The 25,878-nt window shown below is 50.2% G+C and carries 22 protein-coding genes; 12 read left to right on the top strand and 10 right to left on the bottom strand.

Annotated features, from left to right (window positions below; all coding sequences use genetic code 11):
- The first annotated feature begins 106 nt into the window (after positions 1-106).
- On the top strand, positions 107-679 hold the full coding sequence (locus GK091_RS19290; RefSeq protein WP_164041523.1) for a DUF4136 domain-containing protein: 573 nt from the start codon (positions 107-109) through the stop codon (positions 677-679).
- Positions 680-760: 81 nt separating this feature from the next.
- Here GK091_RS19290 and GK091_RS19285 read toward each other — a convergent pair whose 3' ends face one another.
- Positions 761-1,657 (bottom strand): nucleotidyltransferase family protein, encoded by an 897-nt coding sequence (locus tag GK091_RS19285; protein WP_164041522.1) that lies wholly within the window; start codon positions 1,655-1,657, stop codon positions 761-763.
- 229 nt (positions 1,658-1,886) lie between these two features.
- On the opposite strand from GK091_RS19285, the gene GK091_RS19280 reads away from it, so the two are divergent.
- The 7 genes from GK091_RS19280 (at position 1,887) to GK091_RS19250 (ending at position 8,362) form a co-directional block, all read left to right on the top strand.
- Positions 1,887-3,074 (top strand): homogentisate 1,2-dioxygenase, encoded by a 1,188-nt coding sequence (locus GK091_RS19280; RefSeq protein WP_164041521.1) that lies wholly within the window; start codon positions 1,887-1,889, stop codon positions 3,072-3,074.
- A gap of 73 nt (positions 3,075-3,147) precedes the next feature.
- The gene (hppD, locus tag GK091_RS19275; RefSeq protein WP_164041520.1) at positions 3,148-4,284 is read left to right on the top strand and encodes a 4-hydroxyphenylpyruvate dioxygenase; all 1,137 of its coding nucleotides are present in this window, start codon (positions 3,148-3,150) and stop codon (positions 4,282-4,284) included.
- Between the two features lie 25 nt (positions 4,285-4,309).
- Positions 4,310-5,035 (top strand): phenylalanine 4-monooxygenase, encoded by a 726-nt coding sequence (phhA, locus tag GK091_RS19270; RefSeq protein WP_164041519.1) that lies wholly within the window; start codon positions 4,310-4,312, stop codon positions 5,033-5,035.
- A gap of 94 nt (positions 5,036-5,129) precedes the next feature.
- Entirely contained in the window at positions 5,130-5,567 is a 438-nt protein-coding gene (locus tag GK091_RS19265; protein ID WP_164041518.1) for a MarR family winged helix-turn-helix transcriptional regulator, read from the top strand.
- A gap of 35 nt (positions 5,568-5,602) precedes the next feature.
- The gene (gene fahA / locus GK091_RS19260; protein WP_164041517.1) at positions 5,603-6,775 is read left to right on the top strand and encodes a fumarylacetoacetase; all 1,173 of its coding nucleotides are present in this window, start codon (positions 5,603-5,605) and stop codon (positions 6,773-6,775) included.
- A 44-nt stretch (positions 6,776-6,819) separates the two neighbouring features.
- Positions 6,820-7,719, top strand: a complete 900-nt coding sequence (locus tag GK091_RS19255) for a flavin reductase family protein (RefSeq protein ID WP_164042907.1) — start codon at positions 6,820-6,822, stop codon at positions 7,717-7,719.
- Between the two features lie 52 nt (positions 7,720-7,771).
- Positions 7,772-8,362: a DUF4142 domain-containing protein gene (locus GK091_RS19250; protein WP_164041516.1), complete on the top strand. Its 591-nt coding sequence runs from the start codon at positions 7,772-7,774 to the stop codon at positions 8,360-8,362.
- Positions 8,363-8,445: 83 nt separating this feature from the next.
- Here the strand turns inward: GK091_RS19250 and ggt are convergent, their stop codons facing one another.
- Positions 8,446-10,248 carry a gamma-glutamyltransferase gene (ggt, locus tag GK091_RS19245; RefSeq protein ID WP_164041515.1) on the bottom strand — a complete coding sequence of 601 codons (1,803 nt, stop codon included), beginning with the start codon at positions 10,246-10,248 and terminating at the stop codon, positions 8,446-8,448.
- Positions 10,249-10,475: 227 nt separating this feature from the next.
- Here ggt and GK091_RS19240 point away from each other — a divergent pair, with 227 nt between their 5' ends.
- From GK091_RS19240 to GK091_RS19220, 4 genes are all read left to right on the top strand, one after another.
- Entirely contained in the window at positions 10,476-11,717 is a 1,242-nt protein-coding gene (locus GK091_RS19240; protein WP_164041514.1) for an ABC transporter permease, read from the top strand.
- A 154-nt stretch (positions 11,718-11,871) separates the two neighbouring features.
- Positions 11,872-12,360 carry a hypothetical protein gene (locus tag GK091_RS19235; RefSeq protein ID WP_164041513.1) on the top strand — a complete coding sequence of 163 codons (489 nt, stop codon included), beginning with the start codon at positions 11,872-11,874 and terminating at the stop codon, positions 12,358-12,360.
- A 353-nt stretch (positions 12,361-12,713) separates the two neighbouring features.
- Complete coding sequence (recA, locus tag GK091_RS19230) at positions 12,714-13,808, top strand: recombinase RecA (protein WP_164041512.1); 1,095 nt, start codon at positions 12,714-12,716, stop codon at positions 13,806-13,808.
- 116 nt (positions 13,809-13,924) lie between these two features.
- Positions 13,925-15,247, top strand: coding sequence for a DUF3667 domain-containing protein (locus GK091_RS19220; RefSeq protein WP_317166342.1), 1,323 nt, complete (start codon positions 13,925-13,927; stop codon positions 15,245-15,247).
- 177 nt (positions 15,248-15,424) lie between these two features.
- On the opposite strand, the gene GK091_RS19215 is transcribed toward GK091_RS19220, so the two are convergent.
- The 8 genes from GK091_RS19215 to GK091_RS19185 form a co-directional block, all read right to left on the bottom strand.
- Positions 15,425-16,705 (bottom strand): citrate synthase, encoded by a 1,281-nt coding sequence (locus tag GK091_RS19215; protein WP_164041511.1) that lies wholly within the window; start codon positions 16,703-16,705, stop codon positions 15,425-15,427.
- 194 nt (positions 16,706-16,899) lie between these two features.
- The gene (locus GK091_RS19210; RefSeq protein ID WP_246202377.1) at positions 16,900-18,129 is read right to left on the bottom strand and encodes a metal-dependent hydrolase family protein; all 1,230 of its coding nucleotides are present in this window, start codon (positions 18,127-18,129) and stop codon (positions 16,900-16,902) included.
- 134 nt (positions 18,130-18,263) lie between these two features.
- The gene (locus tag GK091_RS19205; RefSeq protein WP_164041509.1) at positions 18,264-18,659 is read right to left on the bottom strand and encodes a hypothetical protein; all 396 of its coding nucleotides are present in this window, start codon (positions 18,657-18,659) and stop codon (positions 18,264-18,266) included.
- A 57-nt stretch (positions 18,660-18,716) separates the two neighbouring features.
- Positions 18,717-21,608 (bottom strand): excinuclease ABC subunit UvrA, encoded by a 2,892-nt coding sequence (gene uvrA, locus GK091_RS19200; protein ID WP_317166329.1) that lies wholly within the window; start codon positions 21,606-21,608, stop codon positions 18,717-18,719.
- Positions 21,609-21,857: 249 nt separating this feature from the next.
- Positions 21,858-23,462, bottom strand: coding sequence for a S8 family peptidase (locus tag GK091_RS19195; protein WP_164041508.1), 1,605 nt, complete (start codon positions 23,460-23,462; stop codon positions 21,858-21,860).
- Positions 23,463-23,600: 138 nt separating this feature from the next.
- A complete protein-coding gene (locus GK091_RS19190; RefSeq protein WP_164041507.1) occupies positions 23,601-24,527 on the bottom strand; it encodes a sugar phosphate isomerase/epimerase family protein in 927 nt (308 codons plus the stop codon).
- Between the two features lie 36 nt (positions 24,528-24,563).
- Entirely contained in the window at positions 24,564-24,686 is a 123-nt protein-coding gene (locus tag GK091_RS29845) for a hypothetical protein (protein ID WP_262889199.1), read from the bottom strand.
- A 23-nt stretch (positions 24,687-24,709) separates the two neighbouring features.
- Positions 24,710-25,819, bottom strand: coding sequence for a DUF3500 domain-containing protein (locus tag GK091_RS19185; protein WP_164041506.1), 1,110 nt, complete (start codon positions 25,817-25,819; stop codon positions 24,710-24,712).
- Positions 25,820-25,878 lie beyond the last annotated feature (59 nt).

Below are 25,878 nucleotides of genomic sequence, written 5' to 3'. Positions count from 1 at the left end.
GAATAATAAGCACTGAACCCCTATTACAGCCTAAATCCAGACCCCAAATCCCGAAAACTTTTCCATATTTCCTGTCGTTTATAAAGAACGTAAACAACAAAACGGTATGAAAAAGGGATTGATGCTGGCCAGTCTACTGGCCCTTATTTATGCATGCTCACCGCGCGTAGCGGTCGATAAAAGCAGCAAAGCTGACTTCAGTAAATACAAAACATTCGCCTGGATGGATTCGGACGTAAAGGCCGGACAGAATCCAGTTTATTACAATCAGCTAGCTACGGAGAGTGTCGAAAACACAATGAGTGGCGTTTTATCGCAAAAGGGATTTAAACCAGTAGAAGCGAAACCAGATTTGCTGGTTGGATACCATTTTTTTGTGGAAGATAAAACGCGGACCGTATCAACACCCACCTCGGCCTTTTATGGTCCTTACGCGGGCTGGGGACGGTGGGGTTATGGCGGCTGGGGACCCGGCTGGTGGGGCTGGGGTGGTCAGCAGTACACACAAGAACAGTACAAAGCCGGCACGCTTGTCGTTGATATGGTTGATGCCCGCACCCGTAAGTTAGTGTGGCGAGGTTCGGTAGAAAATGCCCTTTCCGATCCATCGCGTATAACGGCTCAACTTAATAAAGAAGCCGAACGGATTGTAGAGAAATTTCCGGATAGAAAAGGCTAAACAGTTCATCATAAAGCAGAAACGCCCAACCTAGTTCAAACAGGTTGGGCGTTTTTAGTTTATTTCGTTCGTGCAGCGTTTTTACCACAATGTGGACGGGTACTTACCCTCGTCGTGCTGACGCTTTAAAGCTTCCTGAACAACGGGCTTATCTTCGGGATACGTCACACCGAACCACTCCGACTGACTGCGGAATACTTTACAATGGCCGAGGTCCGTTTGAATAAGCGTTGTCATCACCGTTGGAATATAAAATTCGGCTTTCGGCGAGTCGATATTGGCAATGGCGTAGCTTTCGAACTGTTGTTGCAGCAGTGGGAATACGGATGGCTTGAACCCCCAGAAATTCATCGAAACGGGTGTTTCCGGCGACAACGGCGTTAATCCGTCCGATTCTTCGTACACAATTCTACCTTCTTGTTCGTATATTTTTGTGCGCTCTACTACAGACGATAGATTACCGTTATCATTCACTTCGCACACGCCCCGCGATACCGACCCGTTTTCCGATAACGTGTTTTTTACTTCGTAACCCACCATCGCATGAAGCTGGTCGTCAGTATCCGTTTTCAGAAACTCGCTGATGAGTTGAAAGGCTTCAAGGCCATAGAAATCATCAGCATTGATAATAGCGAACGGCGTTTGCGTATGCTCCTTAGCGCAAAGCATGGCATGACCAGTACCCCAGGGCTTCGTCCGTCTGACCTCGCCTAACTCCGCTGGAACATACGAAGTCAGCGCCTGGATCGCATAATCTACCTCAATTTTTCCGGCTAATTTCTGGCCAAATACTTCGTCAAAATCGGCGCGTAGTTCCTCGCGTATAATGAAGACAACCTTTCCGAATCCCGCCCGGATGGCATCGAATAAAGAATAATCAATGATGGTCTCGCCATTAGGACCAAATTGGTCGAGTTGTTTAACACCGCCATAACGGCTGCCCATACCAGCCGCTAGAATCAAAAGGGTAGGTTGCATTATTGTTCAGTTGTTAGTCAACAGTTAATTATCGTCCGTCGGGGCAAAATTAGGCAAAAGGATTTCTGCTACCTATTCAAAGACGGACTACCGTTCGTTTAACCAGTCAATCAAACTTTAGGTTAATTTTTTCTTAACAATATGCAATTTATAATAGTTAGTAGTATAATTATACGCAAAACAATTGTTGCCTTAACAACGATCTGTATTTATCAACGAGACAGACTCTATGCCATTCTATCATACACTCGGCCAAATGCCTTCGAAGCGGCACACGCAGTTTGAAAAACCGGTCAAAACTGGCACGTCTACGAGTTTATATTATGAGCAATTATTCGGCACCATTGGTTTCGAAGGCATGTCGTCCCTGCTCTATCACGTACATCGTCCTACGATGGTGCGCGAGGTGCTTGGCAGCGTGGATCTTACGCCGAAACTAGCCGTAGAAAAAAATATACTCTCCCGAAAGTTCACTGGTTTTACGATCGAACCCGTCGATGATTTTTTGGAAAGTCGGGTGCCGCTGCTAGTCAATAGTGATTTGATTTTCGGCTTGGCGGCTCCGCGTCAGTCCATGACAACCTATTTCTATAAAAATGCTGATGCCGACGAATTGCTCTTCGTGCATCGGGGGTCGGGTACGTTACGGACTCTATTTGGCTCAATACCATTTCAGTATGGTGACTATCTGGTGATTCCACGCGGGACGATTTATCAGATTGACTTTGATTCGGTAACCGCTGGTAGTGATCAGCCGAGGTTGCTCTACGTCGAGTCGCATTCCCCGATTTATACGCCTAAACGCTATCGGAATCAGTTTGGTCAACTGCTCGAACACGCACCGTATTGTGAACGCGATATTGTGCGTCCAATTGGTCTGGAAACCCACGACGAGACCGGTGATTTTCTCGTCAAGATCAAGAAGCAAGGCTCGCTTCACTCGCTGGTTTACGCCAGCCACCCATTCGATGTGGTCGGGTGGGATGGGTACAACTATCCATACAGCTTCTCAATTTTTAATTTTGAACCCATAACGGGTCGGGTGCATCAGCCACCGCCTGTGCATCAGACGTTTCAGACGGATTCGTTCGTGGTGTGCTCGTTCGTACCTCGTCTCTATGACTATCATCCAAAGGCCATTCCTGCCCCCTATAACCATTCGAATATCGATTCCGACGAAGTCATTTATTACGTAGACGGTGATTTTATGTCGCGTAACGACATCGCACCGGGCCACATTACGTTACACCCCGGCGGCATCCCACATGGCCCGGCACCTGGTGCGATGGAGCGCAGTATCGGCAAGAAAGAAACGCAGGAATACGCTGTTATGGTCGACACGTTTCGCCCATTGATGGTTACCGAACAGGCGCTGAAAATCGACGACGGCACCTATTATAAATCATGGCTTGACTAACGTCGAGGGGGCTACAATTGTATTGAAACGTTACTTACACAGGTTTCCACCCGCGCTACATCGACAAACAACAATGGAAGCACTAGAGATAACATCAGCGCAAACGGGATCATCGGATCACGTTGATTTTCTGCCCCTTAACGGCACGGACTACATCGAGCTTTACGTGGGCAACGCCCGCCAGTCAGCCCACTACTTTCAGACCGCGTTCGGTTTTCAACCGGTGGCTCATGCCGGGCTGGAAACGGGTCTGAAGGATCGGGAATCGTATGTCTTACAGCAGGATAAAATCAGGCTGGTGCTCACATCGCCCCTACACGGAGACACACCCATTGGTGCGCACCTCGACCAGCATGGTGACGGTGTCCGCGTCGTTGCCTTGTGGGTCGATGATGCCCAACGAGCTTTCGCAGAAACAGTTCGGCGGGGTGCCCGCGCCTTCATGGAACCAACCCGCGAGGAGGACGAAAAGGGCTACGTGGTGCGGTCAGGTATTCATGCATACGGCGATATGGTGCATGTCTTCGTCGAGCGAACCGACTACAACGGTGTATTTCTACCGGGCTATAAACCCTGGAATCCGGCGTATCAACCAACCGGTGTGGGCCTGCGCTACGTAGACCACATGGTTGGTAACGTGGGCTGGAATGAGATGAACGACTGGATGAATTTCTACCGGGATGTGATGGGTTTCCAGCAACTCGTATCGTTCGATGATAAAGACATTTCGACTGATTACACGGCTCTGATGAGCAAGGTGATGAGCAACGGCAATGGGCGCGTGAAATTCCCGATCAACGAACCAGCCGAAGGAAAGAAGAAGTCGCAGATCGAAGAATACCTGGATTTTTACGGCGGCCCCGGCATTCAGCACATCGCCGTGGCAACCGACAATATTGTTGAAACGGTTGTGGCTCTGCGCGATCGAGGGGTTGAATTTTTGACCGTTCCCGAAGCATATTACGAAACACTGGCCGAACGCGTCGGCCCTATCGACGAAGAAATCGACCGACTAAAACCGCTGGGCATTCTGGTCGACCGCGACGACGAAGGCTATCTGCTTCAGATTTTTACGAAGCCAGTTTGTCCACGCCCGACATTATTCTTCGAGATCATCCAGCGCAAAGGAGCCCGTTCGTTCGGGAAAGGCAACTTCAAAGCCCTCTTCGAAGCCATCGAACGCGAACAGGAATTACGCGGAACGCTCTAACGCGGCCACTAATCGCTCCATATCCATGAATCAGACCTATTCAGCTTACACGCCCGACGATCAGGCGGTGTGGCGGTTGTTAGTTGACCGGCAGATGGCGCAGCTGCCGGGTAAAGCCAGTCAGGCGTATCTGGACGGTATCTCGGCAACCGGCTTTCGGGCCGACCGGATACCTGATTTCGAGCGGGATCTAAATCCCCGGTTGCAGCCATTGACGGGCTGGCAGGTTTACGCGGTCAAGGGGCTGATCGCAAATCGTGCGTTTTTCGAGCTGATGGCGAACCGGAATTTTCCAGCAACGACCTGGCTCCGTCGACGCGATCAACTCGATTATTTGCCCGAACCTGACATGTTTCACGATACCTTCGGCCACGTACCAATGTTGTCCAATCAGGCATTTTGTGATTTCTTGGCCGCACTCAGCCACATTGCACTGCGGTTTGTCGATCACGACGAAGCCATCGATATGATTTCCCGACTGTACTGGTACACCGTTGAGTTTGGGCTGATTCAGGAAGCTGACGGTTTACGGATTTACGGTGGTGGCATCCTGTCATCCGTTGGTGAAACGACGTACAGTCTATTCAGCAAGGAACCAAAGCGGGTGCCCTACGATGTCGATACGTTGCTCAGAACGCCCTACGTGATCGACCATTTTCAGGAGCAGTATTTTGTAATTAACTCTTACGAACAGCTTTACCGGTCCGTCCCGGAAATCGAAGCAACGCTGGAGGGGTTATTAGTCAGTTAGCGTTATTGTGACTAGCTTCGCGTTAGTAAAAATCCTTGCAATAGCTCTTCACAAGCATAGTGCAAGGACACGAGTTAATCAATGATCGTTACTAATGACGCATCCTTCCGACAGCCGAGCCTACTTTTTCAAAATTGACACGACCATCAAGAAAATCCGCAACGCTCTTCAAAAACAGTTTAACGACGCCGGGTTTGGCCTGACGGTGGACCAGTGGGTCGTTATCGATCACCTGTATCGCAACCCCGGTATCAGTCAGAATACGATTTCGGACATGACTACCAAAGATGCGCCGACGGTTACGCGGATCATTGATCTGCTGTCGCAAAAAGGGCTGACCGAACGACGCATGGCCGATAGTGACCGGCGGAAGTTTCTGGTTTATTTGACGGAAGCAGGCGAAGCTAAGTACAGTGAAGTATTACCCATTGTGTCGGCTATGCGTCGCAAAGGCTGGGGCAACCTGAGTGATGAAGACTATCATCATTTTGTCCGCATTATGGACTCGATCTATAACAACGTCAGTGAGTAGTCTGGTGAAATCGAGTCAACGAACGATCCGATCGTATGTACGGTATTTTCAGTTACGATAACGCTCCGCCCAGAGTAGGGCTGAAACACGGTAGCCAGATTCTGGACCTTGAACTAGTCAGTCTGTTGGGCTATTTCGATGAGCTGGCGATTGACTCGACCGTATTTGCTCAACCAACACTGAATACATTCATCGGGCTGGGCAAATCCCGCCACCGGCTTGTCCGAGAACGGCTAGACGAGCTGCTACGTGGCGAAAACACCGAATTCAGCAAGGTTCACGACCAGATCTTTATTAATGCATCGCGGGTGACGATGCATCTGCCCGTGCAGGTTGGTGACTATACCGATTTCTACGCGGGCATTCACCATGCCGAAAACGTTGGTCGAATGTTCCGGCCAGATGCCGAGCCGTTGCTACCAAACTACCGGCACATGCCCGTAGCTTATCATGGCCGGGCTTCGTCGATCGTCGTATCGGAAACACCCATTCAGCGACCATCCGGTCAATATTTAGGACCTGACAACCAACCCGTTTTTGGTCCATCAACGGCTTTGGATTTCGAGCTTGAGCTGGCGCTGATTGTTGGTAAAAGCAACCCGCTAGGCGAGCCAATTCCGGTCGACGAAGCGGAAGACTTCATTTTTGGCGTCGCGCTTTTCAACGACTGGTCAGCGCGCGACATTCAACGGTGGGAATACCAGCCATTGGGTCCTTTTCTGGGCAAGAATTTTGCGTCGAGCTTATCGGCCTGGATCGTGCCCCTTGATGAACTGGAACCCTTCCGCGTTGCCGGTCCGCACCAGACACCCACGCCCCTACCCTATCTCCAGCAATCGAAACCGGCTCATTTTAGTCTTGATATGGAGGTTGTACTGCACACCAAAACGGGCGACGAAGTCATCATCAGCCGCACCAACGCGCAATACCTGTACTGGAGTTTCGCCCAGATGATTGCCCATCACACCGTTGGTGGCTGTAACCTCAACATCGGCGACGTACTGGCGACGGGCACCATTTCCGGAGATACACCCGGCTCCTACGGCTCACTGCTCGAACTCAGCGGGAACGGCACCCGTCCACTTCATTTACCCGACGCAACGACACGAACGTTTCTGGCCGATGGCGATCGAGTCACATTTCGAGGGTGGGGCTTTTCCGATGGCATTCGGGTCGATTTGGGTGATGTATCCGGAACGATTCGTTGAAAACAGGAGTACTTGTAGCAACAGCCCGCTTTCGCAACGAAATGATCAAGACAATCAACCCCGCCGATCTGCAACCCAATGAGTTTTATCGGTACATGATCGGTACGATTGGCCCCCGGCCCATTGCCTTTGCCAGCACCATCGACGCACAGGGTCAAGTCAATCTAAGTCCGTTCAGTTTCTTCAATGTCTTTGGCTACAATCCGCCAACGCTGGTATTTGCGCCCAGTATCAACCGGCATGGCCAAAAGAAACACACCCTACTGAATCTGGAAGAAGTCGGTGAGGTTGTGATCAATATTGTCAATTATGCCATGGTTGAGCAGATGTCGCTGGCGAGTGCGGAGTTTGAGCGGGGCATCAACGAGTTTAAAAAGGCCGGATTCACGACTATTGCTTCTGATAAGGTTCGTCCGCCAAGAGTAGCTGAATCACCGGCTGCTTTTGAGTGCATCGTTAAACAAATCATTCCAACGAATGAGCGCCCTTCTGACGAAACGCCCGGCGCGGGTCATCTGGTTATCTGCGAAGTTGTCATGGCGCATCTGCACGATACTATTTTCAACGAAACCGGCGCCATCGATCCGCATCGGCTTGATCTGATCGGTCGACTCGGGGGAGACTGGTACGCCCGTGCGCACGGCGACGCGCTGTTTGAAGTAGCACGACCCAAAATTGGCATTGGTGTCGATCAGATTCCCGATTCAATCCGAAACAGCGCTATCTTATCGGGTAATGATCTGGGTAAATTAGGCAGTTTTGCAGCCCTGCCTACGGTCGATGAGGCCAATGCGTATAAAGCGTCCGGGGTATTGACGGAGTTAATCGACGAAGCCCGGTATGGCTGTCAGTATTTGCCCGATCTACTGCATCTAAGAGCGAAGCAGTTACTGGCCAACAATAACGTAAAAGAAGCCTGGCTTACGCTGCTACAGGTTCACTGAACAAGACGCGGGAAAGTAAGTTGTCATAGAACAACAAGATAGACTTATTCCCATGAAACCCACTACCGTACTCGCACTGGTGATTGGCACGCTGCTCACGACGTTTAGTTGTTCGTCTGGTGACGGCAGTACAGACAAGGCCGACAAGATTAATGACGAACGCATTGACAAACAAGCCATAGCCGTTAGTAACGATGCCAAAGAAGACGCTAAGAAAGTGAGTCGTTATATAGTCCATTTATCGAACAGCGGCATGACCGAGTACGAATTGAGCAAGGTCGCCCTCCAGAAAGCGACCAATCCGGAGGTACGAGGGTTTGCCCAGCGGGCTATGAACGAGCATCAGCAGAATGACAAAAGCTTACAGACACTGGCCAAACAAATGAACGTGACCTTACCCGTTGGCCTTTCCGACAAAAGCAAGAACGCTTTGGAAAAGCTGACGGGAATGGATAAGGGTACAGAGTTTGATCTGCAATACCTCGATACTATGGCGACCATGAACGACGATGCTCTCGACGTGGCCGATGATCTTCAGGATCTTGCGCCTAACGATGGTGTAAAGACGTATACGAAGAAACTGCTGGAGAATGACAGCAAGCACCGAGATTTAGCCAAACAGTTGAAGAACGTCCTTAATTAGTGTAACACGGCCATCCCGTCCGAAGCGCGGAGACAACTCTAAGTCAGCCTTCTACGCTACGGACAGGATGATCGCGTTACAAGTTAGTAGCCTCGTGCAGTGTTATCGGCCCGTGGGTCTGATGCTCCCTCATACGAACCATCCGGACGAATCAGCACACAGTCCATGCGGCCCAGGGTGTTGGTCAGCTTTTCGAGTATATAGCCGCGATTTTGCAGGTTCCCCACGGTAGCATCCGAAAAGGCACCGTTCTCGAAAATCGTCTTGTCGGGCAGCCACTGATGGTGAAATTTGAGCGCATTGACGGCCTGCTGCATCGTCATGCCGTGTTCAATAACGTTCAGAATGGTCTGGTAAACCGATGTGATGATCGTTGAGCCGCCCGGCGTACCGACCACCATAAACAGCTTTCCGTCTTTTTCCAGAATAGTAGGCGTCATGGACGAGAGCATTCGTTTGTTCGGCGCGATGGCGTTGGCCTGATTACCGATCAATCCAAACATATTCGGTACGCCCGGCTTAACGCTGAAATCGTCCATCTCGTTGTTCATGAAGAAACCCGCCCCGCCAACAACAACCCGGCTGCCATAACCGCCATTTAGCGTAGTTGTGATACTCACCGCATTACCCTCTTTGTCGACAACCGAAAAATGGGTTGTCTCCAGACTTTCGTAGCCCGGAATTGAACCACCTTTTATAGCTTTGCTATCGGTCGCTTTGGCAAATGAAAAGTCAGTCCAGCGGGTTTTCAGATAATCCGGGCTCATCAATTTATTCGTAGGCACTTTCACAAAGTCCGGGTCGCCCAAAAACTTGGCCCGATCGGCGTAAACACGCCGTTCGGCCTCAACCATGACCTGCACCGTCGAATCACGATTCCAGCCCCATTTGCGCAATGGATAAGGCTCAGTAAAGCGCATTAACTGTACGAGTGCCACGCCCCCGCTGGAGGTTGGCGGCATGGTGATGATCGTATAATTTTTGTATTTAGCCTGAATCGGGTCACGCCAGACAGAATGGTAGTTTTTAAGATCTTCTTCGCTGATCAACCCCTTTCCGCGTTGCATTTCTTCGGCCAACAGCCGGGCCGTCTCGCCTTCGTAGAATCCAGCCCGGCCCTGCGCCTGAATCCGTTGCAGCGTTTTGGCCAGATCAGCCTGAATCAACAGATCGCCTTTGTGCCAGGTGACAGTATCGGTCGGTACGGTACTTTTGAGAAAATAGGGTTTGCCGGGATTGATCGTATTTAGGTCTGTTTTGATGCGGTTCAGCCCCAGCGCATCGCGTTCGGTCAGCGCAAATCCTTTGGCCGCCAGATCGACGGCAGGTTGAATGATTTGTGCCCACGCCAATTTGCCGAACCGTTTGTGGGCTTCAGCCATACCATCCACCGAGCCGGGAACACCACTGGCCAGATGCCCGCTGATACTTAACCCCTGCCGAACGTTACCGAGCGAATCAAGGTACATATTCTGACTGGCACGACCGGGTGCTTTTTCGCGGTAGTCGAGGGTATACGCCTTGCCCGCATTGTCGCGATACACCATGAATCCACCCCCACCGATGTTGCCCGCTCCCGGGTAAACGACGGCTAACGCAAACTGGATGGCCACGGCTGCATCGACGGCACTTCCGCCCGCTTTTAGAATGTCCAGCCCCACTTGAGACGCTTCGGGATGCGCTGAGGCAACCATGCCATTGCGCCCAATAAACCCCTGACGATCGGAGAAGAACGGTTTAACGGCTGCGTCTTCGTCACGGTATTGGTAAACACCCTGACTCTGTTCTACCTTCGTACTGGCAGTTGTTGATGGTGCCTGCGTTTTGCAGGAAGCAATAGCGAAGAAAGCGATCAGTAACGGATAATACGTACTATTTTTTTTCATGTAGCATTGCGGCTAGGCGGTTGTAAACCACTAAACTACAAAAAATGCGCATTCCGATAGCGTAGCCGTGGGGAACAACGGTCTCAAACGCAGGTCTATCGCGGACTGGCATCAACCATTTGTCCGGCAGAATGGTATGCTCGTCCAAAATGCCTGGATAAGAATCCGTTTTATTTCTTTCTTTGTTACGCTGAGTAGATCAGATCGGCCAGAATTATAAAAGCACCATGCAGTTTCTTCGTCAGGTATTTGAAAGTTTTCGGTTTGCGTGGCAGGCACTGCGGTCAAATCTCCTTCGGACGACGCTTTCGCTGCTGGGCGTAACAGTTGGTATCTTTGCGATTATTGCGGTATTTACCCTGGTCGACTCGCTGGAACGAAATATCAAGGAAAGTATAAATGTGCTGGGGAATAATTCGCTTTATGTTCAGAAGCTCCCCTGGACTTTCGATGGTCCCTATCAATGGTGGAAATACTTCCAGCGTCCTGAATTAACGTATTCCGATTTTCGCTACCTGAACGAACACCTCGAAAATGCCGATGCCGTGGCGGCTGCGGGCGGCAAGGGCGGTGTAACAGTCAAGAATGGTAACAACAGTATGCCCTGTCGGATATCGGGCGTGACGATGGACTATAACCGCGTTACCGATGTCGTTCTGGCAACTGGTCGCTATTTCACAGCACAGGAACAGGATGGCTCCCGCAACGCGGTCATTCTGGGGGCTGAAGTGGCCGAAAACCTGTTTCCGAATCAGATCGCGGTCGGGCAGACGATGAAAGTGGCCGGGCTTAATTTCATCGTGATCGGGGTTCAGGAGAAAAAGGGAGCGAGTATTCTGGAGGTTGGCGGTAACGTGGACCGACGCTGCCTGATTCCCTATACCACGTATGCCAAGCTGTTTCAATCCCTCAATCCAAGCATCAGCATCTTCGTCAAAGGCTACGACACCGATCCCGGCCTGGAAGACTTGGAAGGTGAAATACGGGGTATTATGCGCGCCCGTCGCAGCCTGAAACCGACCCAGACCGACAATTTTGCCATCAATCGGCCGGAAGCTCTTTTCAAATTCATTGGTGCCATTTTTGCCGTATTAACGACCGCCGGCTGGGTCATCGGCGGCTTTTCAATTCTGATCGGCGGTTTTGGGATCGCCAACATCATGTTCGTCAGTGTGAAAGAACGAACCAACATAATCGGTATTCAGAAATCGTTGGGCGCCAAGAATTACTTCATTCTCTTTCAGTTCTTATTCGAAGCCGTGCTGTTAAGCCTGGTAGGTGGTCTGGCGGGTATTGCGCTGGTGTATCTGCTGTCGTTCATTCAGCTGGGCACCCTGGAACTGCATCTGACCGCCGGAAACATTACGCTGGGCCTGGGCGTATCGAGTATCATCGGGATTTTATCAGGGATCATTCCGGCCTTTTCAGCGTCCCGTCTCGATCCGGTTATTGCGATACGGGCAAAGTGATTTGATCTGGTCACCAGGGTCGGTTCATTCGTTTCTATTTAGTACGAATAGCGTCTTTCGGAACAATTTCAGCCCGACTCCGTTCTGTTTTCTGAACTTGTTCAAAAAATTTGTCTATTTACACGGCACAAACTGCAACTTAACGAACCAAATCATGCGAGGGTTACTATACTTCCTGCTATTCTTATTAGTTGTTTTTGGGGTTCTCTATGCACTTACCGGCTGGAGCTTCAGTGATGGCGAACGAGCCGGAACAATTTCAAAGTTCAGCCGACGGGGCTACATGTTCAAAACGTACGAAGGCGTATTGAACGTTGGTGGTTTCTCCGGCGAAACGGGCTCGCTGACACCCCAGTATTTCGACTTTTCTGTTAAAGATGAAGCCGTGGCCAAACAGATTACGGATGCGGTAAAAACCGGTCAGCGCGTCACGCTTCACTACGAGGAAAAGATCCTGAGATTCCCGTGGAACGGTGAAACCAAATACTACATCACACACGTAGAATCGATCGGGGCTCCCCCAATGCCTTACGGTACAAATCCGGGCTATCCAGGTGGTCAGCCGCAGCAGACTACCCCGCAGCAGCAACCCCAGCAAACGCAGCCACAACAGCAACCTGCAACGGCTGACTCGTTGTTGTAATCGCCCTGTTGAGTGACCAGAAAAAGCGGACGCATCCATCGTGGATGCGTCCGCTTTTTTTATTCTTTGATCAGCTAGTAATCTGGCCGTTAACCATCCGTATGAATCCAAATCCGTCGAAGAAAAGCCAGTATTGCTAGCGATCAACCAAGTTAATTCGGAGTGGAAAATTGACCAATCTGCCAAAAGAAATAAGTAAACACTTTTTTGTTATTGGTTTTATTAATTATTTAGCTGCCATGACCAAAGCTGGTCTGTTTTCTGCGCTTTTACCCCCTCAATTATTTCAAAAAACCGTTTGGTAATCCGGCCCTTTTTGGTTAATTTTATCTGTTTAAAACAACCATCCCAACATGGCAAAATCAGATACGGCGCAAGCCACGGCATCTGCTAATGACAACAAGCTAAAGGCCCTTCAAACAACTATTGAGAAATTAGATAAAGCGTTCGGTAAGGGCACAGTGATGCGCTTGAGCGAAACCAAGGTCATCGATATTCCTGTCATTTCGACGGGTTCATTGGGTCTTGATTTAGCTTTAGGCACCGGTGGAATGCCCCGTGGCCGCGTCGTTGAAATCTATGGTCCGGAATCGTCAGGTAAAACGACCCTGACGCTGCACTGCATTGCTGAAGCGCAAAAAGCAGGTGGTCTGGCCGCATTTATCGATGCAGAACATGCGTTCGACCGCGTCTACGCTGAAAAGCTGGGTATCGATACAAAAAATCTTCTGATCTCGCAGCCTGACAACGGTGAGCAAGCGCTCGAAATTGCTGAGCATTTGATCAGCTCAGGCGCTATTGATATCATCGTTATTGACTCCGTTGCCGCTCTCGTTCCAAAAGCTGAAATTGAAGGCGAGATGGGCGAAAGCAAAATGGGTCTGCAAGCCCGGTTAATGTCGCAGGCGTTACGGAAATTGACCGGTACGATCAACAAGACGGGTTGCTGCTGTATTTTCATCAACCAGCTTCGTGAGAAGATCGGTGTGATGTTTGGTAACCCCGAAACAACGACGGGTGGTAACGCGCTGAAATTCTACGCTTCGGTGCGGATTGATATTCGTCGTATTGGCCAGATCAAAGAAGGTGCTGACAACATCGTTGGTAACCGCACGAAGGTGAAGGTCGTTAAAAACAAACTCGCAGCGCCGTTCAAAGTTGTTGAGTTTGACATCATGTATGGTCAGGGTATTTCTAAAGTTGGTGAAATACTTGATTTGGCCGTCGAAATGGAAATCGTTAAGAAATCGGGATCGTGGTTCTCATACGGAACCAGCCGGTTGGCGCAAGGACGCGACGCCGTTAAAGAGTTGTTGCTCGACAATCCTGAACTAATGGCTGAACTGGAAGGTAAAATCCGGGCCAAAATTTCGGAAGACGATGAAGCTCTGGTTGATCCTGTTCTGGCAGCCACTGCTGCTGACGATGAAGGTGAAATCGACGATTAATTCCTGTTATTTTATAGTGAAAGAGGTGGTTGGGTTTTCTCAGCCACCTCTTTTTTTATTTTTGCAGCGACACAACAGGGACGAACCGATTATCAGATAGCTGAACCTACCGCAAGATCAGTTCGTCCGCTCCCCACCCACCGATATATGGCCCGGCTGGTACACAACCCCAACCAAGCTACACAGCAACGTCCGATCATCATAACAAGCTTTCCGTCTGTCCAAACTGTGGAACAGATCTTGGCCCAAACGACAATTTCTGTCCAACCTGCGGGCAGGAGAACCACGAAGTCAAACTGCCCCTGGGCCATATTTTTTATGAGTTTGTCGAGAGCATCACTCACTTCGATAACAAACTGTGGAACTCGTTAAAAGCGATCTTCACCCGTCCGGGCAAGATGACCGCCGAATTTCTGGAAGGCAAACGAGCCCGTTATGTGCCACCGGCCCGATTGTACGTTTTTGTGAGCGTTATCTTTTTCTTTCTGGTTGGCAAGTTTGCTGATCACCAGTTGGAAGAGGGTATGAAAGCGATATACGGTACATCTGACAAGCGATCAGACGGTGATACAACTGACACGAATGGAATACTAAAGATCGATTTGAGTGATCTGATCAACAATAAAAGTCTGCTACGTAGCCGTGGCCTGTATAAACTGGGCAAAAAAATCAACCTGAATACGACATTTTCTAAAGAGGGGCTGGCACGGGTCGCCCGTCGTCTTAAACGTCTACAGCCACATCAACTGGACTCTTTGCTGACGCAAGATGACGTGCCGTTGGCGGACTCGAACCGAACCAAGCTTCGTGAGTTAATCGCTCTTGTGCCTAAGGACCCAATGGTATCGATCGTATCGACGGATTTTTCTTCTATGATGGGTAAAAACTTCAAAACCGAAGAAGAGAGAGAAAAATACGAGGAGAAATTGAGCCACATGTCCGATGCGCAGATCGATTCGCTTATTCGGGCAGATGGCAGTAAGCCAAACTGGTTCATGCGAAAATTCTATCAGCGACAGGGTAAGTTCTCACATCTGGGAAAGGGGGAAAATACGCATGAACTGATACACTCGATCACTAAGAATCTTTCCGTGGTGATGTTCGTACTGATGCCGTTCGTTGCCATTCTCCTGCTGCTTTTCTACTTCCGGCGCGGACGTTACTACTACGAACACTTGATTTTTTCGGTTCATATTCACATGGTCCTCTTTCTGCTGTTCTCAATGGCACTGCTGACTACCTACGTTACCAGCCCGAAGGTTACATCGTCTGTGCTGCTATGGACATTCTGGATCAGTTGGTTCTATTTTTTGCTATCGCTTAAACGGGTATATAACCAATCCTGGTCTAAAACCATTTTGAAGTGTCTTTTGCTCAGTATGATGTATGGCTTTAGCGCTGTTCTGTTTATGCTGGGTGCGTTGACGTCGGTTTATTAACGTTCTAAGAAATAAACCTCCCGTTGGTAATCACTTATGCCAGCTATTGTCCTTGTTCCGGCAATGACCCATTTGTGATTCGCACACCTTTCCCGCAACAACATGACAAAAGGCGTCTGGAAGCTTCCAGACGCCTTTTACAACTAGTTTATGATCCTGTAAATCAGCTCACCTTTCTTAGCGTTCGTCGATCGATTTGAATTCCCGCAGCGTAGCACCGGTATAAATCTGACGAGGACGACCGATCGGTTCCTTCTGTTCACGCATTTCTTTCCACTGCGCGATCCAGCCCGGTAACCGACCAATGGCGAACATAACGGTAAACATGTTCGTTGGAATGCCCAGTGCGCGGTAGATAATTCCCGAATAGAAATCGACGTTCGGATACAGTTTGCGCGATACGAAGTATTCGTCGTTCAGCGCAGCTTCTTCCAGACCTTTTGCAATTTCCAGAACCGGATCATTGACGCCCAGCTTGCTCAACACGTCGTCAGCCGCTTTCTTGATGATCTTGGCACGGGGATCGAAGTTTTTGTAGACGCGGTGACCAAAGCCAAACAGACGGAATCCCGTCGTTTTCGCATTTTTAGCCATCTCAACGTATTTGCTCACATCGCCCCCATCGGCTTTGATTGCTTCGAGCATTTCAATCACTTCCTGGTTGGCTCCACCATGCAGAGGACCCCACAAGGCGCTAACGCCCGCCGAGATAGACGAGTAAATATTGGCCTGCGATGAACCAACCAACCGAACAGTTGATGTGGAACAGTTCTGTTCGTGATCGGCGTGAAGAATGAGCAGAACGTTCAGGGCTTCGGCCACAACCGGATCTACCTTATAGTCTTCGACCGGCAGCGCGAACATCATATTCAGGAAGTTCGGAATGTAGTCAAGATTATTTTTGGGGTAATTGGTCGGATGCCCCAGCGAACGTTTATACGACCACGTAGCAATTGTCGGTAATTTAGCCAACAACCGAACGATGTGCCGATCAACATCGCCTTTTTCGTCCTGAGAATCGGGATAGAAAGCACTCATGGCGCTCACCAACGACGATAAGACAGCCATTGGATGGGCACTTACCGGAAAACCGTCGAAGATTTTCCGCATATCCTCATTGACTAAGGTATGCCGACGAATGGACGTTTCAAATTTAGCATACTGCTCTTTATCAGGCAGTTCACCATAAATGAGCAAGTACGCAACTTCCAGAAACGACGCTTTTGCAGCTAAGTCTTCGATTGAGTACCCCCGATATTGCAGGATACCTTCCTCACCGTCCAGAAAAGTGATGGCGCTCTTCGTGGCACCAGTATTTTTATAGCCCCGGTCTAAGGTAACGTAGCCGGTTTGGTCACGGAGGTTAGAGATATCGAAGGCTTTTTCGTGTTCCGTTCCTTCAAATGTCGGGAATTGGTACGATTTACCATCGACAGTAAGTTCAGCAGTGTTGGCCATACAAAAAATCAGGGTAGAGTAATTCAGAAATAACGGGTTAGCGGCTTGTCGAGCGTCGGGGCAAGTCCATGCCGGGTACCCCCATGCCGGGCGAAATTAACCCAAAAACCTAAACGGCGGATGAAATTATGTGAAAAAAGGCGTATTACGTTTGTATTAAAATGTAACAGGCAAAAAGCGCAATTAGTTTTTGTCTATCGCTTATAGAAAATTCCACCTTTCATCACGGTCTTAACACGGTGTAGATCGGCAATCGTTTTTGTTGGATCGCCTTCCACAGCTACCAGGTCGGCCAGCAGGCCAGCCTTTAGCCGCCCCCGGTTAGCGAGGTGAAACACATCGGCATTGACAGACGTAGCCGAGCGCAGCACATCAAGCGGCTTCATGCCATAATCGACCATCATAACCAGTTCACGGGCATTATCACCGTGACTGAAAACGCCTACATCACCACCGGCACAAATCGTGACACCCGCGTCGAGCGCCTGTTTGAAAGTTACCCGTTTTTGTTTGATCCGGTCGGGTTCCGGCTCCTGTCCTTTTTTCCAGCCCCGGTATTGACTGACGGCATCACCGGCTGCCAGCGTCGGGCAAAGCGCCGTACCGTGTTGTTTCATCAACGCAAAGATTTCAGGTGTCCCGGCGTCGCCATGTTCTACGGTTTCACAACCGCCCACAATAGCCCGTCGCATTCCCTCAGCCGTGCTGGCATGGGCAACCACCCCCCGACCGCTGCTTTTTGCCACTTCCACAATAAGCTTGATCTCGTCAACGGTGTACGTCGGACGCGCTTCGGCCATGAGCCCCCAGCGATAATCAGCGTAGATTTTTATGGCATCAGCCCCTTTTCCGATCTGCCGCCGAACGGCCTGAATCAACGCATCGTGTCCGTCCGCTTCTTCGGCACCCTGTGGCACATCGATGTCCGTACTGAACCCTTTCGGTCCGTAACTACCGGTAGCAATCAGCGCCCGCGTCACCACGATCATGCGTGGACCAGGAATAATGCCCTGATTGATGGCTTGCTTAAGGCCCACATCATCATAATCAGCGCCTTCTGTTCCAAGATCGCGCACGGTGGTGAAGCCCGCCAGCAACGTTTTTTCCGCGTGAACTGTCGCTCGGGCTACCCGCAATGAACGAGCTTCTTTCAGAACCTGATCGTCCCAGGGCGTTTCGTTATAAGGATGCAGCAGCAAATGCGAATGCCCCTCAATCAGACCCGGAACCAGGGTCTGGCCTTTCAGGTCAACAACTTCAGCCCCATCGGCGGCAACTGAATTAGCCGATCCAACCGCTTCGATTTTATCGCCTTTTACCCGTACGACCCACCCTTCGTGGGTGGTCTCTCCATCAAAAATACGATCGGGCCGAAGCAAATACGTCTGGGCCAAGCTCTGACTTGGCCTGCACAACAGCATCATAAAAAAACATGGGACAAACCAGAGCTTAGCCCAGACAGTAGTCAACGTCATTGTGTTCAGGTTTTATGTTCGTCCATACGCAATCCGGCCAGCGCGCGTAAGGCCTGACTTTGTCTATTTTCTACCGAATACGATCACGACCGCAACCGCCGAAGCAGGGCCTCGCCGAACACAAGGACAATCAACCCCGGCAGAAGGATCGCACCAGCCCGGAAGCCAGCACCCGTCAACTTATAAATACCCGTATTGTACTGGGTGAAGCTCTGAAATAGGTAGTATACCGATGCGGCCAGTAGCGCAACGGTAATACCGATGGCCACCGGCTGGCTCAAGCGCCCTATAAGCCAGGCAATGAGCAACGATACACCGACCACAATCGACACGGTTCCCAATGCCTTCGGGAATGTTTCGAGATAAGTATAATCAAAAAAGAACACCCCAGCCTGACCAATCAGATTGGGGTGTGACACCAGCCAGCCGTCGAGAACGACCAGCACAAGTAGTAAAATGTAAAAGAAGGGGTTACGCATAAATCTATTTCTCAGGCTGTTTTTATGAGCAGCGAAGATAACAGCTTTTACCGATCGTTACCCCGCCAGTTCCATCTTCAGAAACTTACCCGTATAGCTTCCTTTCACCTCTGCCACTTTCTCAGGGGTGCCTTCGGCGATAATATAACCACCTTTGTTACCACCCTCCGGGCCGAGGTCAATCAGGTGGTCGGATACCTTGATGACATCCAGGTTGTGTTCGATGATCAGCACCGTATTACCCTTATTGGCTAGTTTATTCAGTACGTCGAGCAGGTGAGCAATATCCTGGAAATGCAGACCCGTAGTCGGTTCATCGAGAATATACAGCGTCTTACCCGTGTCTTTCTTCGACAGTTCTTCGGCAAGTTTGACGCGTTGCGCTTCACCACCCGATAGCGTCGTCGCGTGCTGACCAAGCGTAATATAGCCTAAGCCAACGTCGTTCAGCGTTGTTACTTTACGCAGAATTTTGGGCTGGCTGGCAAAAAAGTCCAGCGCCTGTTCCACGGTCATGTCGAGCACATCGGCGATTGATTTACCCTTAAAGCGCACTTCCAGCGTTTCCCGGTTGAAGCGTTTGCCTTTGCAAGTCTCGCACATGACGTGTACATCGGGCAGAAACTCCATCTCGATTTTCTTCATGCCTGCGCCTTCACAATCCTCACAGCGTCCGCCTTTTACGTTGAACGAGAACCGGCCAGGTTTGTAACCCCTAATTTTAGCTTCGGCAAGTTCGGCAAAAAGCGTCCGGATTTCGGAGAACATGCCCGTGTACGTTGCTGGATTTGAGCGCGGTGTGCGACCAATCGGCGACTGATCGACCTCAATCACTTTATCCAGATGCTCCAGGCCATCCACCGTTTTGAACGGCAGCGGTTCGCGCTTGGACTTATAGAAATGGCGATTCAGAACCGGGAACAGCGTTTCGTGAATCAGCGATGATTTGCCGCTACCCGACACACCCGTAATGGTAACCATGCGACCAAGCGGCAACTTGAGCGTCACATTCTTGAGATTGTGGCCCGTTGCATTCTTGATAATCAGAAACTTACCATTACCCTTACGCCGTTCGGTTGGCACTTCAATAGCGCGTCGTCCGCTCAGATAGTCCGATGTGGTACTGCTGCCTGCCACACCACTGTACGTATTGTTCAGAAACTCGCCGGGCGTTCCCTGATTGACAACCTGACCGCCGTGTCGTCCTGCACCGGGACCAATGTCTAGAATAAAATCCGATTCGAGCATCATGTCCTTATCATGCTCAACGACCAGTACGGTGTTGCCCAGATCACGCAGATTCTTAAGTGAATCGATCAGCTTGACGTTATCGCGTTGGTGGAGTCCGATACTGGGTTCATCCATAATATACAGTACACCAACCAGTTGCGTCCCGATTTGCGTAGCTAGGCGAATGCGTTGCGCTTCGCCCCCCGATAAGGTGCGCAGCGACCGATCAAGCGTGAGGTAATCCAGTCCGATGTCTAGCAGGAAGCCAATACGCTTGCGAATTTCTTTCAGAATTTCTTTCCCGATTATATTCTGGCGATCGGTCAGGCGACTCTCTACGCCATCGAACCAGTTGGTCAATTCCGAAATGTCCATGCGGGCCAGTTCAGAGATATTTTTCTGGTCGATTTTAAAGAACAGCGATTCTTTTTTGAGTCGCGCACCGTCGCATTCGGGGCAGGTTTTCACGACCATAAAGTCCTTGAGCCACTCCTGAATCTTATCGGTGCTGTTTTCCTGCTGCCGCTTCAAAAAATTGACGATACCCTCGAATTTGAAATTATAGGGCTCATCCTTACCTGAATCTTTCTTTGGGATAACCGCTTCGTCTTCCGTTCCATACATCAGCGCGTGAAGCAGATCGTCCGGAAACTTGGCTACGGGTGTCGTCAGGTTAAGTTTATATTTTTTCAGGATCGCTTCGATTTCCTTAAAAATCCACAGCTCCCGGTACTCACCCAATGGTGCAATAGCACCGCGACTGATACTTAATGACTTGTCCGGAATCACCGACTCTTCGGTAATTTCCTCGACAACACCCAATCCATTACAAACCGGGCAGGCACCGTAAGGCGAGTTAAATGAGAATGAATTCGGCGACGGTTCGTCGTAGCTAATCCCCGATTCGGGGTCCATCAGATTCTGCGAGAAATAGACCAGCTGCCCTTCTCCGTCCAGCATCTGCATGGCACCCTTACCCTGCTTTATAGCCGTTTGCACTGACTGGCTCAACCGGTAGCGATCATCCGCTTTTGGCACGAGCCGATCGATCACGATTTCGATATCGTGAATCTTATACCGGTCCAGTTGCATTTTCGGCGTAATGTCCAGCACGACCCCATCGACCCGGACTTTGGTATAGCCTGTCTTGGCAATCTGAACGAAAAGTTCGCGATAGTGTCCTTTACGACTTTTGATGACCGGGGCCAGTAAGGTCAGCTTCTGTCCGGCATACTGCTCCAGAATCGTATCAATGATCTGATCCTGCGATTGCCGTTCCATTTTACGACCCGTCAGGTACGAATACGCTTCACCAGCGCGGGCGTAGAGCAGACGCAGAAAGTCGTAAATTTCGGTTGTTGTGCCGACCGTCGAGCGCGGATTTTTGGAGGTCGTTTTCTGTTCGATGGAGATCACCGGGCTTAGTCCGTTGATTTTATCCACGTCGGGCCGCTCCATATCGCCGATAAACGACCGGGCATAGGCCGAAAAACTCTCCATATAACGCCGTTGGCCTTCGGCGTAAATCGTATCAAACGCCAGCGACGATTTGCCGCTACCGCTGATGCCAGTCACGACCACCAGCTTGTTGCGGGGAATCGTAACGTCAATATTTTTCAGGTTGTGTTCGCGGGCGCCGAGGACTTCGATCTGGTCGTAACCCGTCAGGTCAATATCGGTAAGTCCGGAACGCCGGTCCGCTGTTTTTTCTTCAGTCACGTTGCCATTGGCTTATTCCAAAGAACAACGTAAAATGGACAGGTGTAGTTTCCGAAAAATGTAGAAACGCAATCGCACCGGCGGACTGGTTTTCGTGTCTCGTGACCGGATAGATTTTTTGCGTCTTACAGGCTGACGCATAGGAGACGCGAGGGATCGCGTCTCTACATAGGTTAATCAATAGAATCAAACAAGCCAGCCACCGCTCTTTAGCGATAGCTGGCTTTGTGTTTTCGAATTCAATAGTTTCTACTTCCCCTTGCTCGAGCCGCCTTCCTGGGCAATAGCCAGTTTGACCGCTTCGTAGAGATTGACGATACCACCCGTTTTTGATAGCGTGGCGAAATCAACGGTGTCGGTCGATTCGGGTCTACGAACCTTTGTTTTATACGGTGTCGCCGATTGTACGATGATCCGTTTGATATCGGCGTAAGTCAGTTTCGGGAAATACGACTTCAACACAGCAGCAACACCCGCAACAACCGGCGAAGCCATGCTTGTGCCGCTGTTGTTCTCATATTTGCTACCCGGAACCGTAGAGTAAATGTCTTTACCCGGCGCGAACACATCGACGTTCTGCTTGCCGTAGTTCGAGAAACTAGCCACCAGATCAGCCGTGTTCGGTTTGGCACTGGCGCCAACTGTGATCACATTCGGAATTGCCGAGCCATCCATAAACCGGGGTGATGGATAATTGGCAGCGGTGTCGATGTCCTTCCCGTCATTGCCTGCCGCATGAACCATCAACACGCCTTTCGACAGAGCATACCGCTCCGCATCTTCAACGGTTTTGCGTTGGGGCGAATAGTCTTTACCGAAGCTCATGTTAATGATCTGCGCGCCATTATCGACAGCGTAGCGAATGGCGTTGGCGATGTCTTTATCGCGCTCATCGCCGTCGGGAACGGCCCGGACACCCATGATCTGAACCGCGTCCGAGATACCCATGACGCCAAGCGTGTTGGTCCGGTCAGCGCCAATAATTCCCGCCACGTGCGTACCGTGATCAGGACGGGGACCAGCAATATCGGGATTGCCATAGTCACGCTGGTTCATGTCGTTCGGATTATCGCCAACGATGGCCCGACTGTCGAAGTCCGGATTGTAGTTGTATTCAGCCCGCGACTTTAGCTGCTCGTTTGCTTTTTCGAGTTCCTCCGTCACAACGTCGGCATCGGCAGCTCCCTGCTGGCGTAACAGGCGTAAAACACCCGTTATTGGCCGTTTGAGTGCTGCATCGGTGAGCGTATCAGCGGCTTTTCGTAGAGTCACCGTATCCAGTTTCGTTACGTTAAGCGCCTTTTTTAGCGCAGCAACCGCTGTCGAATACTGCTCGTAAAACTGGCTGATTCCCTGGTACTGCGCTTTGTACTGCGCCTGATTCTTTTCGACTTCCGCTTTTGTTTTCACATACAGATCATATTCTTTCTGCTGATCCGGTTTTAACGAAGAACGGGTCTTACCGTCGTATTTTGGCTTAAGTTGAGCATACAGCCGAGTTACTTCAGCCGTTTCGTAGCTTACGTTGCGGCCGTCTTTCCCGCCAATGAAGTTCCAGCCATGAACATCGTCCACGTATCCGTTTTTATCATCGTCTTTGCCATTGCCAGCCACTTCTTTGGGATTGACCCAAAGTACCCGTTTGAGGTCTTCGTGGGTGGTGTCGATACCGCCATCAATCACGGCAACGATAACAGGTGTGGCTTTGCGATCTTTGAGCAGTTCGCGGTACGTGCGATCGACGCTAATACCGGCTGTACTATCGGTTTTATCCCGCAGATACCACTGCGTTTCCTGCGCCATTGCTGCTCCGGAAAGCAGACAAACAGACGCGCTGATAAGGAGTTTCTTCATGAATTGGTAACAAATAATCTTCACAAATTACGACGAAACTGGTCGTCGCAAGACTTAAAAGTTGTTAAATGGTCTACTTATTTTCAGATGTCGACCGAAAAAGATGCCAGCCTACATACGTAGAACCGTTTATCTTCCTTATTTGATGCCTGAATGGTAAAATTCGTCAAACATGCTGGGATATAGGGGAAAAACAACGTCGGGTTCTTCCAGATCAGGATGCCACGTTTTCTCCCATTCGAAACTATAATAACCGGAATATCCGCCTTTTTTCAGCGCAGCAATAGCCTCGAAAATAGGCGACTCTCCCTGTCCAAGCGCGGTATAGCGGTATTTACCATCGATCAATTTTGCGTCTTTGACATGGACGTGCCGGATGTAGGGCCGCAGTTGTCCATATACGCCTGCCGGTGGTTCTTTAGTGACCGACCACATATTGAACACATCCCAGATCAGGCCAACGTTGGGTGAGCTGGCCCCCTGCATCAGGCGCATTAGTTCGTGCGTCTGAACCCCATCGCCATGTGTTTCGAGCAACACACTCACCTGACTTTTTTTTGCATAATCGGACAGTTCGATCAGGCCCTGCGTAATTCGGTCCAGTGTGGCATTACGACTCTGATCCCCAGGCAACGCGTCCGGAAATACCCGAACATAAGGACATTGCAACTGATCAGCCAGCGTAATAAACCGTTTTGCTTCATCCAAATGGCGCTGTCGAGTCGAAGGGTCAGCATGATGGAGCTGGGTAGACGTGCCCAAGTTGATGATTTTCAATCCTTTATCGGCTACAAGTCGACGGGTTTCGGCGATATGAGCTGGACTGTCAAATGCCGGGCTTTTCATCAAATTCATTTCTCCCTGCAACCCCCTGATTTCGAAGCCGTCGTATCCGTCTTTGACAGCCGCATCCAAAATAGTGGGCAATGACCATTTGGGACAACCAAGCGTCGAAAAGGCCAGTAACGGCTTTTCGTTGGCCGACCGGAAAGCCGTCACTGTACCAATGGTTGCCAGTAGGCCCAGGGTCGTCTGTAAAAAATCCCGACGGGTTAGATCATTCACAGGCTTATTGTCTTGGATAAATTTGGCACCGTCAACCTACAGATTTCCGGCTCTCAACTGCGTCAGTTCTTTCGCGGCCAAACCGGCTGAAATGCCTGAAACTGCGACAATAACGTCAGACGGGCGCGCGGCCATGCTATCGCCGATGATGTTCGCCATACGTCATAGAAACAAGTGGCTGATCAGGGCTTTCCGTGAGCAGTAGCCTTATAATGTTCTTTTAGCAGATCTTCACCGAAATCATTCGTCAGATCACGCACGACCGTGTGAATATGATTCGCATTCGTCTGTGAGTTGTCGTACTCGATAAGAATAGTCGGCCCATGAATCCGGTAATACCACCCCTTGCCTTCACCTAGTTCGGGCGTAAGATCGCCCGCCCAGCCAAAACGCAAACTGTCTAAACCTGATTTTTGCAGTTTGGCCAGTTGCTGATTCGCTAGTGTGATCCGGTAGTTGCTCATGTAGACCTGTAACAACTCCAGAAATAGTTTACGCTGATCGGCAGTCATGTCGGCTAGCATCAGGCCATCCATTTTTTCCAAAACGGCACTCCGGCGATTGCTGGTAACCATTTCGGGGTAAGCCACGGCTGCGAGCACAGCTTTTTTACGCTGGTCAGCGTTCAGGGTTTTCAGCAGTGCGAATGCACGTTCTGTTTCCTGTTTTAATATCTGACGGCCTTTTTGGGGCAGATCAGCGATGCGTGGGTTGGCCATGCGTTTATCGGCCATTGTCGAGTCTAGCCGCAGCACACCCGGATTACTGCCAAAAAACGTGGGCGTTTGGGCCAGCACCTTGCCGGTCAACGACATAAACTGAAGTGACAGATGATGGCCCTCAATGCGCCAGCTCCACGGGTTTTTCGTTTCCGGATCGCCGAAAATGGTGAACGAATAATTTTCCGGATCGCGGTAGGTATCGTTTGGTGGCCGCTTATCGATTACACGCAATACGTTTTCCATATCGATGATGGCCGTTGCTTTCTCGTAACCCTGATCGCTTAAACCCGTTTTGAGCATTGCCATAGCGGCCTGTCGCTGCTCGGGAGTCATTTGTTTGAGGGGCAGCCCTTTTCGCTCTCTGGGCACAAAATGCCAGTTAAACCGTTCCTCGTTATCGAACGGGAACATGGTCTTTTGCCGTTGCTCAGGCGTTAGGGTCTGGAGAAATGTCTGAACTGCTTCTCGCATCTCATCACGCACTTTCTGCGTTGCCGTCTTTTTTGGCGGAGCAACCGATTGAGCCAGAATCTGTCCCACGATCATACAGCAGAATAGAATACGAATCATGGTCAACATAAGTAGGAGTTTTTTTAACTAAAGCACCTTACCGGTTGAATTTACTGAGG

This window comes from Spirosoma agri (assembly GCF_010747415.1).
Classification (GTDB): Bacteria; Bacteroidota; Bacteroidia; order Cytophagales; family Spirosomataceae; genus Spirosoma; species Spirosoma agri.
This window is presented reverse-complemented; position numbering and strand designations above follow the sequence as displayed.

Excerpts from the sequence above, each read along its gene's own strand:
- GK091_RS19240 (WP_164041514.1), top strand. The coding sequence starts at position 10,476 with ATGCAGTTTCTTCGTCAGGTATTTGAAAGTTTTCGGTTTGCGTGGCAG.
- GK091_RS19215 (WP_164041511.1), bottom strand. The coding sequence starts at position 16,705 with ATGGCCAACACTGCTGAACTTACTGTCGATGGTAAATCGTACCAATTC.
- ggt (WP_164041515.1), bottom strand. The coding sequence starts at position 10,248 with ATGAAAAAAAATAGTACGTATTATCCGTTACTGATCGCTTTCTTCGCT.
- GK091_RS19195 (WP_164041508.1), bottom strand. The coding sequence starts at position 23,462 with ATGAAGAAACTCCTTATCAGCGCGTCTGTTTGTCTGCTTTCCGGAGCA.
- GK091_RS19265 (WP_164041518.1), top strand. The coding sequence starts at position 5,130 with ATGACGCATCCTTCCGACAGCCGAGCCTACTTTTTCAAAATTGACACG.
- GK091_RS19290 (WP_164041523.1), top strand. The coding sequence starts at position 107 with ATGAAAAAGGGATTGATGCTGGCCAGTCTACTGGCCCTTATTTATGCA.
- fahA (WP_164041517.1), top strand. The coding sequence starts at position 5,603 with ATGTACGGTATTTTCAGTTACGATAACGCTCCGCCCAGAGTAGGGCTG.
- GK091_RS19205 (WP_164041509.1), bottom strand. The coding sequence starts at position 18,659 with ATGCGTAACCCCTTCTTTTACATTTTACTACTTGTGCTGGTCGTTCTC.
- phhA (WP_164041519.1), top strand. The coding sequence starts at position 4,310 with ATGAATCAGACCTATTCAGCTTACACGCCCGACGATCAGGCGGTGTGG.
- recA (WP_164041512.1), top strand. The coding sequence starts at position 12,714 with ATGGCAAAATCAGATACGGCGCAAGCCACGGCATCTGCTAATGACAAC.
- GK091_RS19235 (WP_164041513.1), top strand. The coding sequence starts at position 11,872 with ATGCGAGGGTTACTATACTTCCTGCTATTCTTATTAGTTGTTTTTGGG.
- hppD (WP_164041520.1), top strand. The coding sequence starts at position 3,148 with ATGGAAGCACTAGAGATAACATCAGCGCAAACGGGATCATCGGATCAC.
- GK091_RS19280 (WP_164041521.1), top strand. The coding sequence starts at position 1,887 with ATGCCATTCTATCATACACTCGGCCAAATGCCTTCGAAGCGGCACACG.
- GK091_RS19210 (WP_246202377.1), bottom strand. The coding sequence starts at position 18,129 with ATGATGCTGTTGTGCAGGCCAAGTCAGAGCTTGGCCCAGACGTATTTG.
- GK091_RS29845 (WP_262889199.1), bottom strand. The coding sequence starts at position 24,686 with ATGGCGAACATCATCGGCGATAGCATGGCCGCGCGCCCGTCTGACGTT.
- GK091_RS19185 (WP_164041506.1), bottom strand. The coding sequence starts at position 25,819 with ATGATTCGTATTCTATTCTGCTGTATGATCGTGGGACAGATTCTGGCT.
- GK091_RS19250 (WP_164041516.1), top strand. The coding sequence starts at position 7,772 with ATGAAACCCACTACCGTACTCGCACTGGTGATTGGCACGCTGCTCACG.
- GK091_RS19285 (WP_164041522.1), bottom strand. The coding sequence starts at position 1,657 with ATGCAACCTACCCTTTTGATTCTAGCGGCTGGTATGGGCAGCCGTTAT.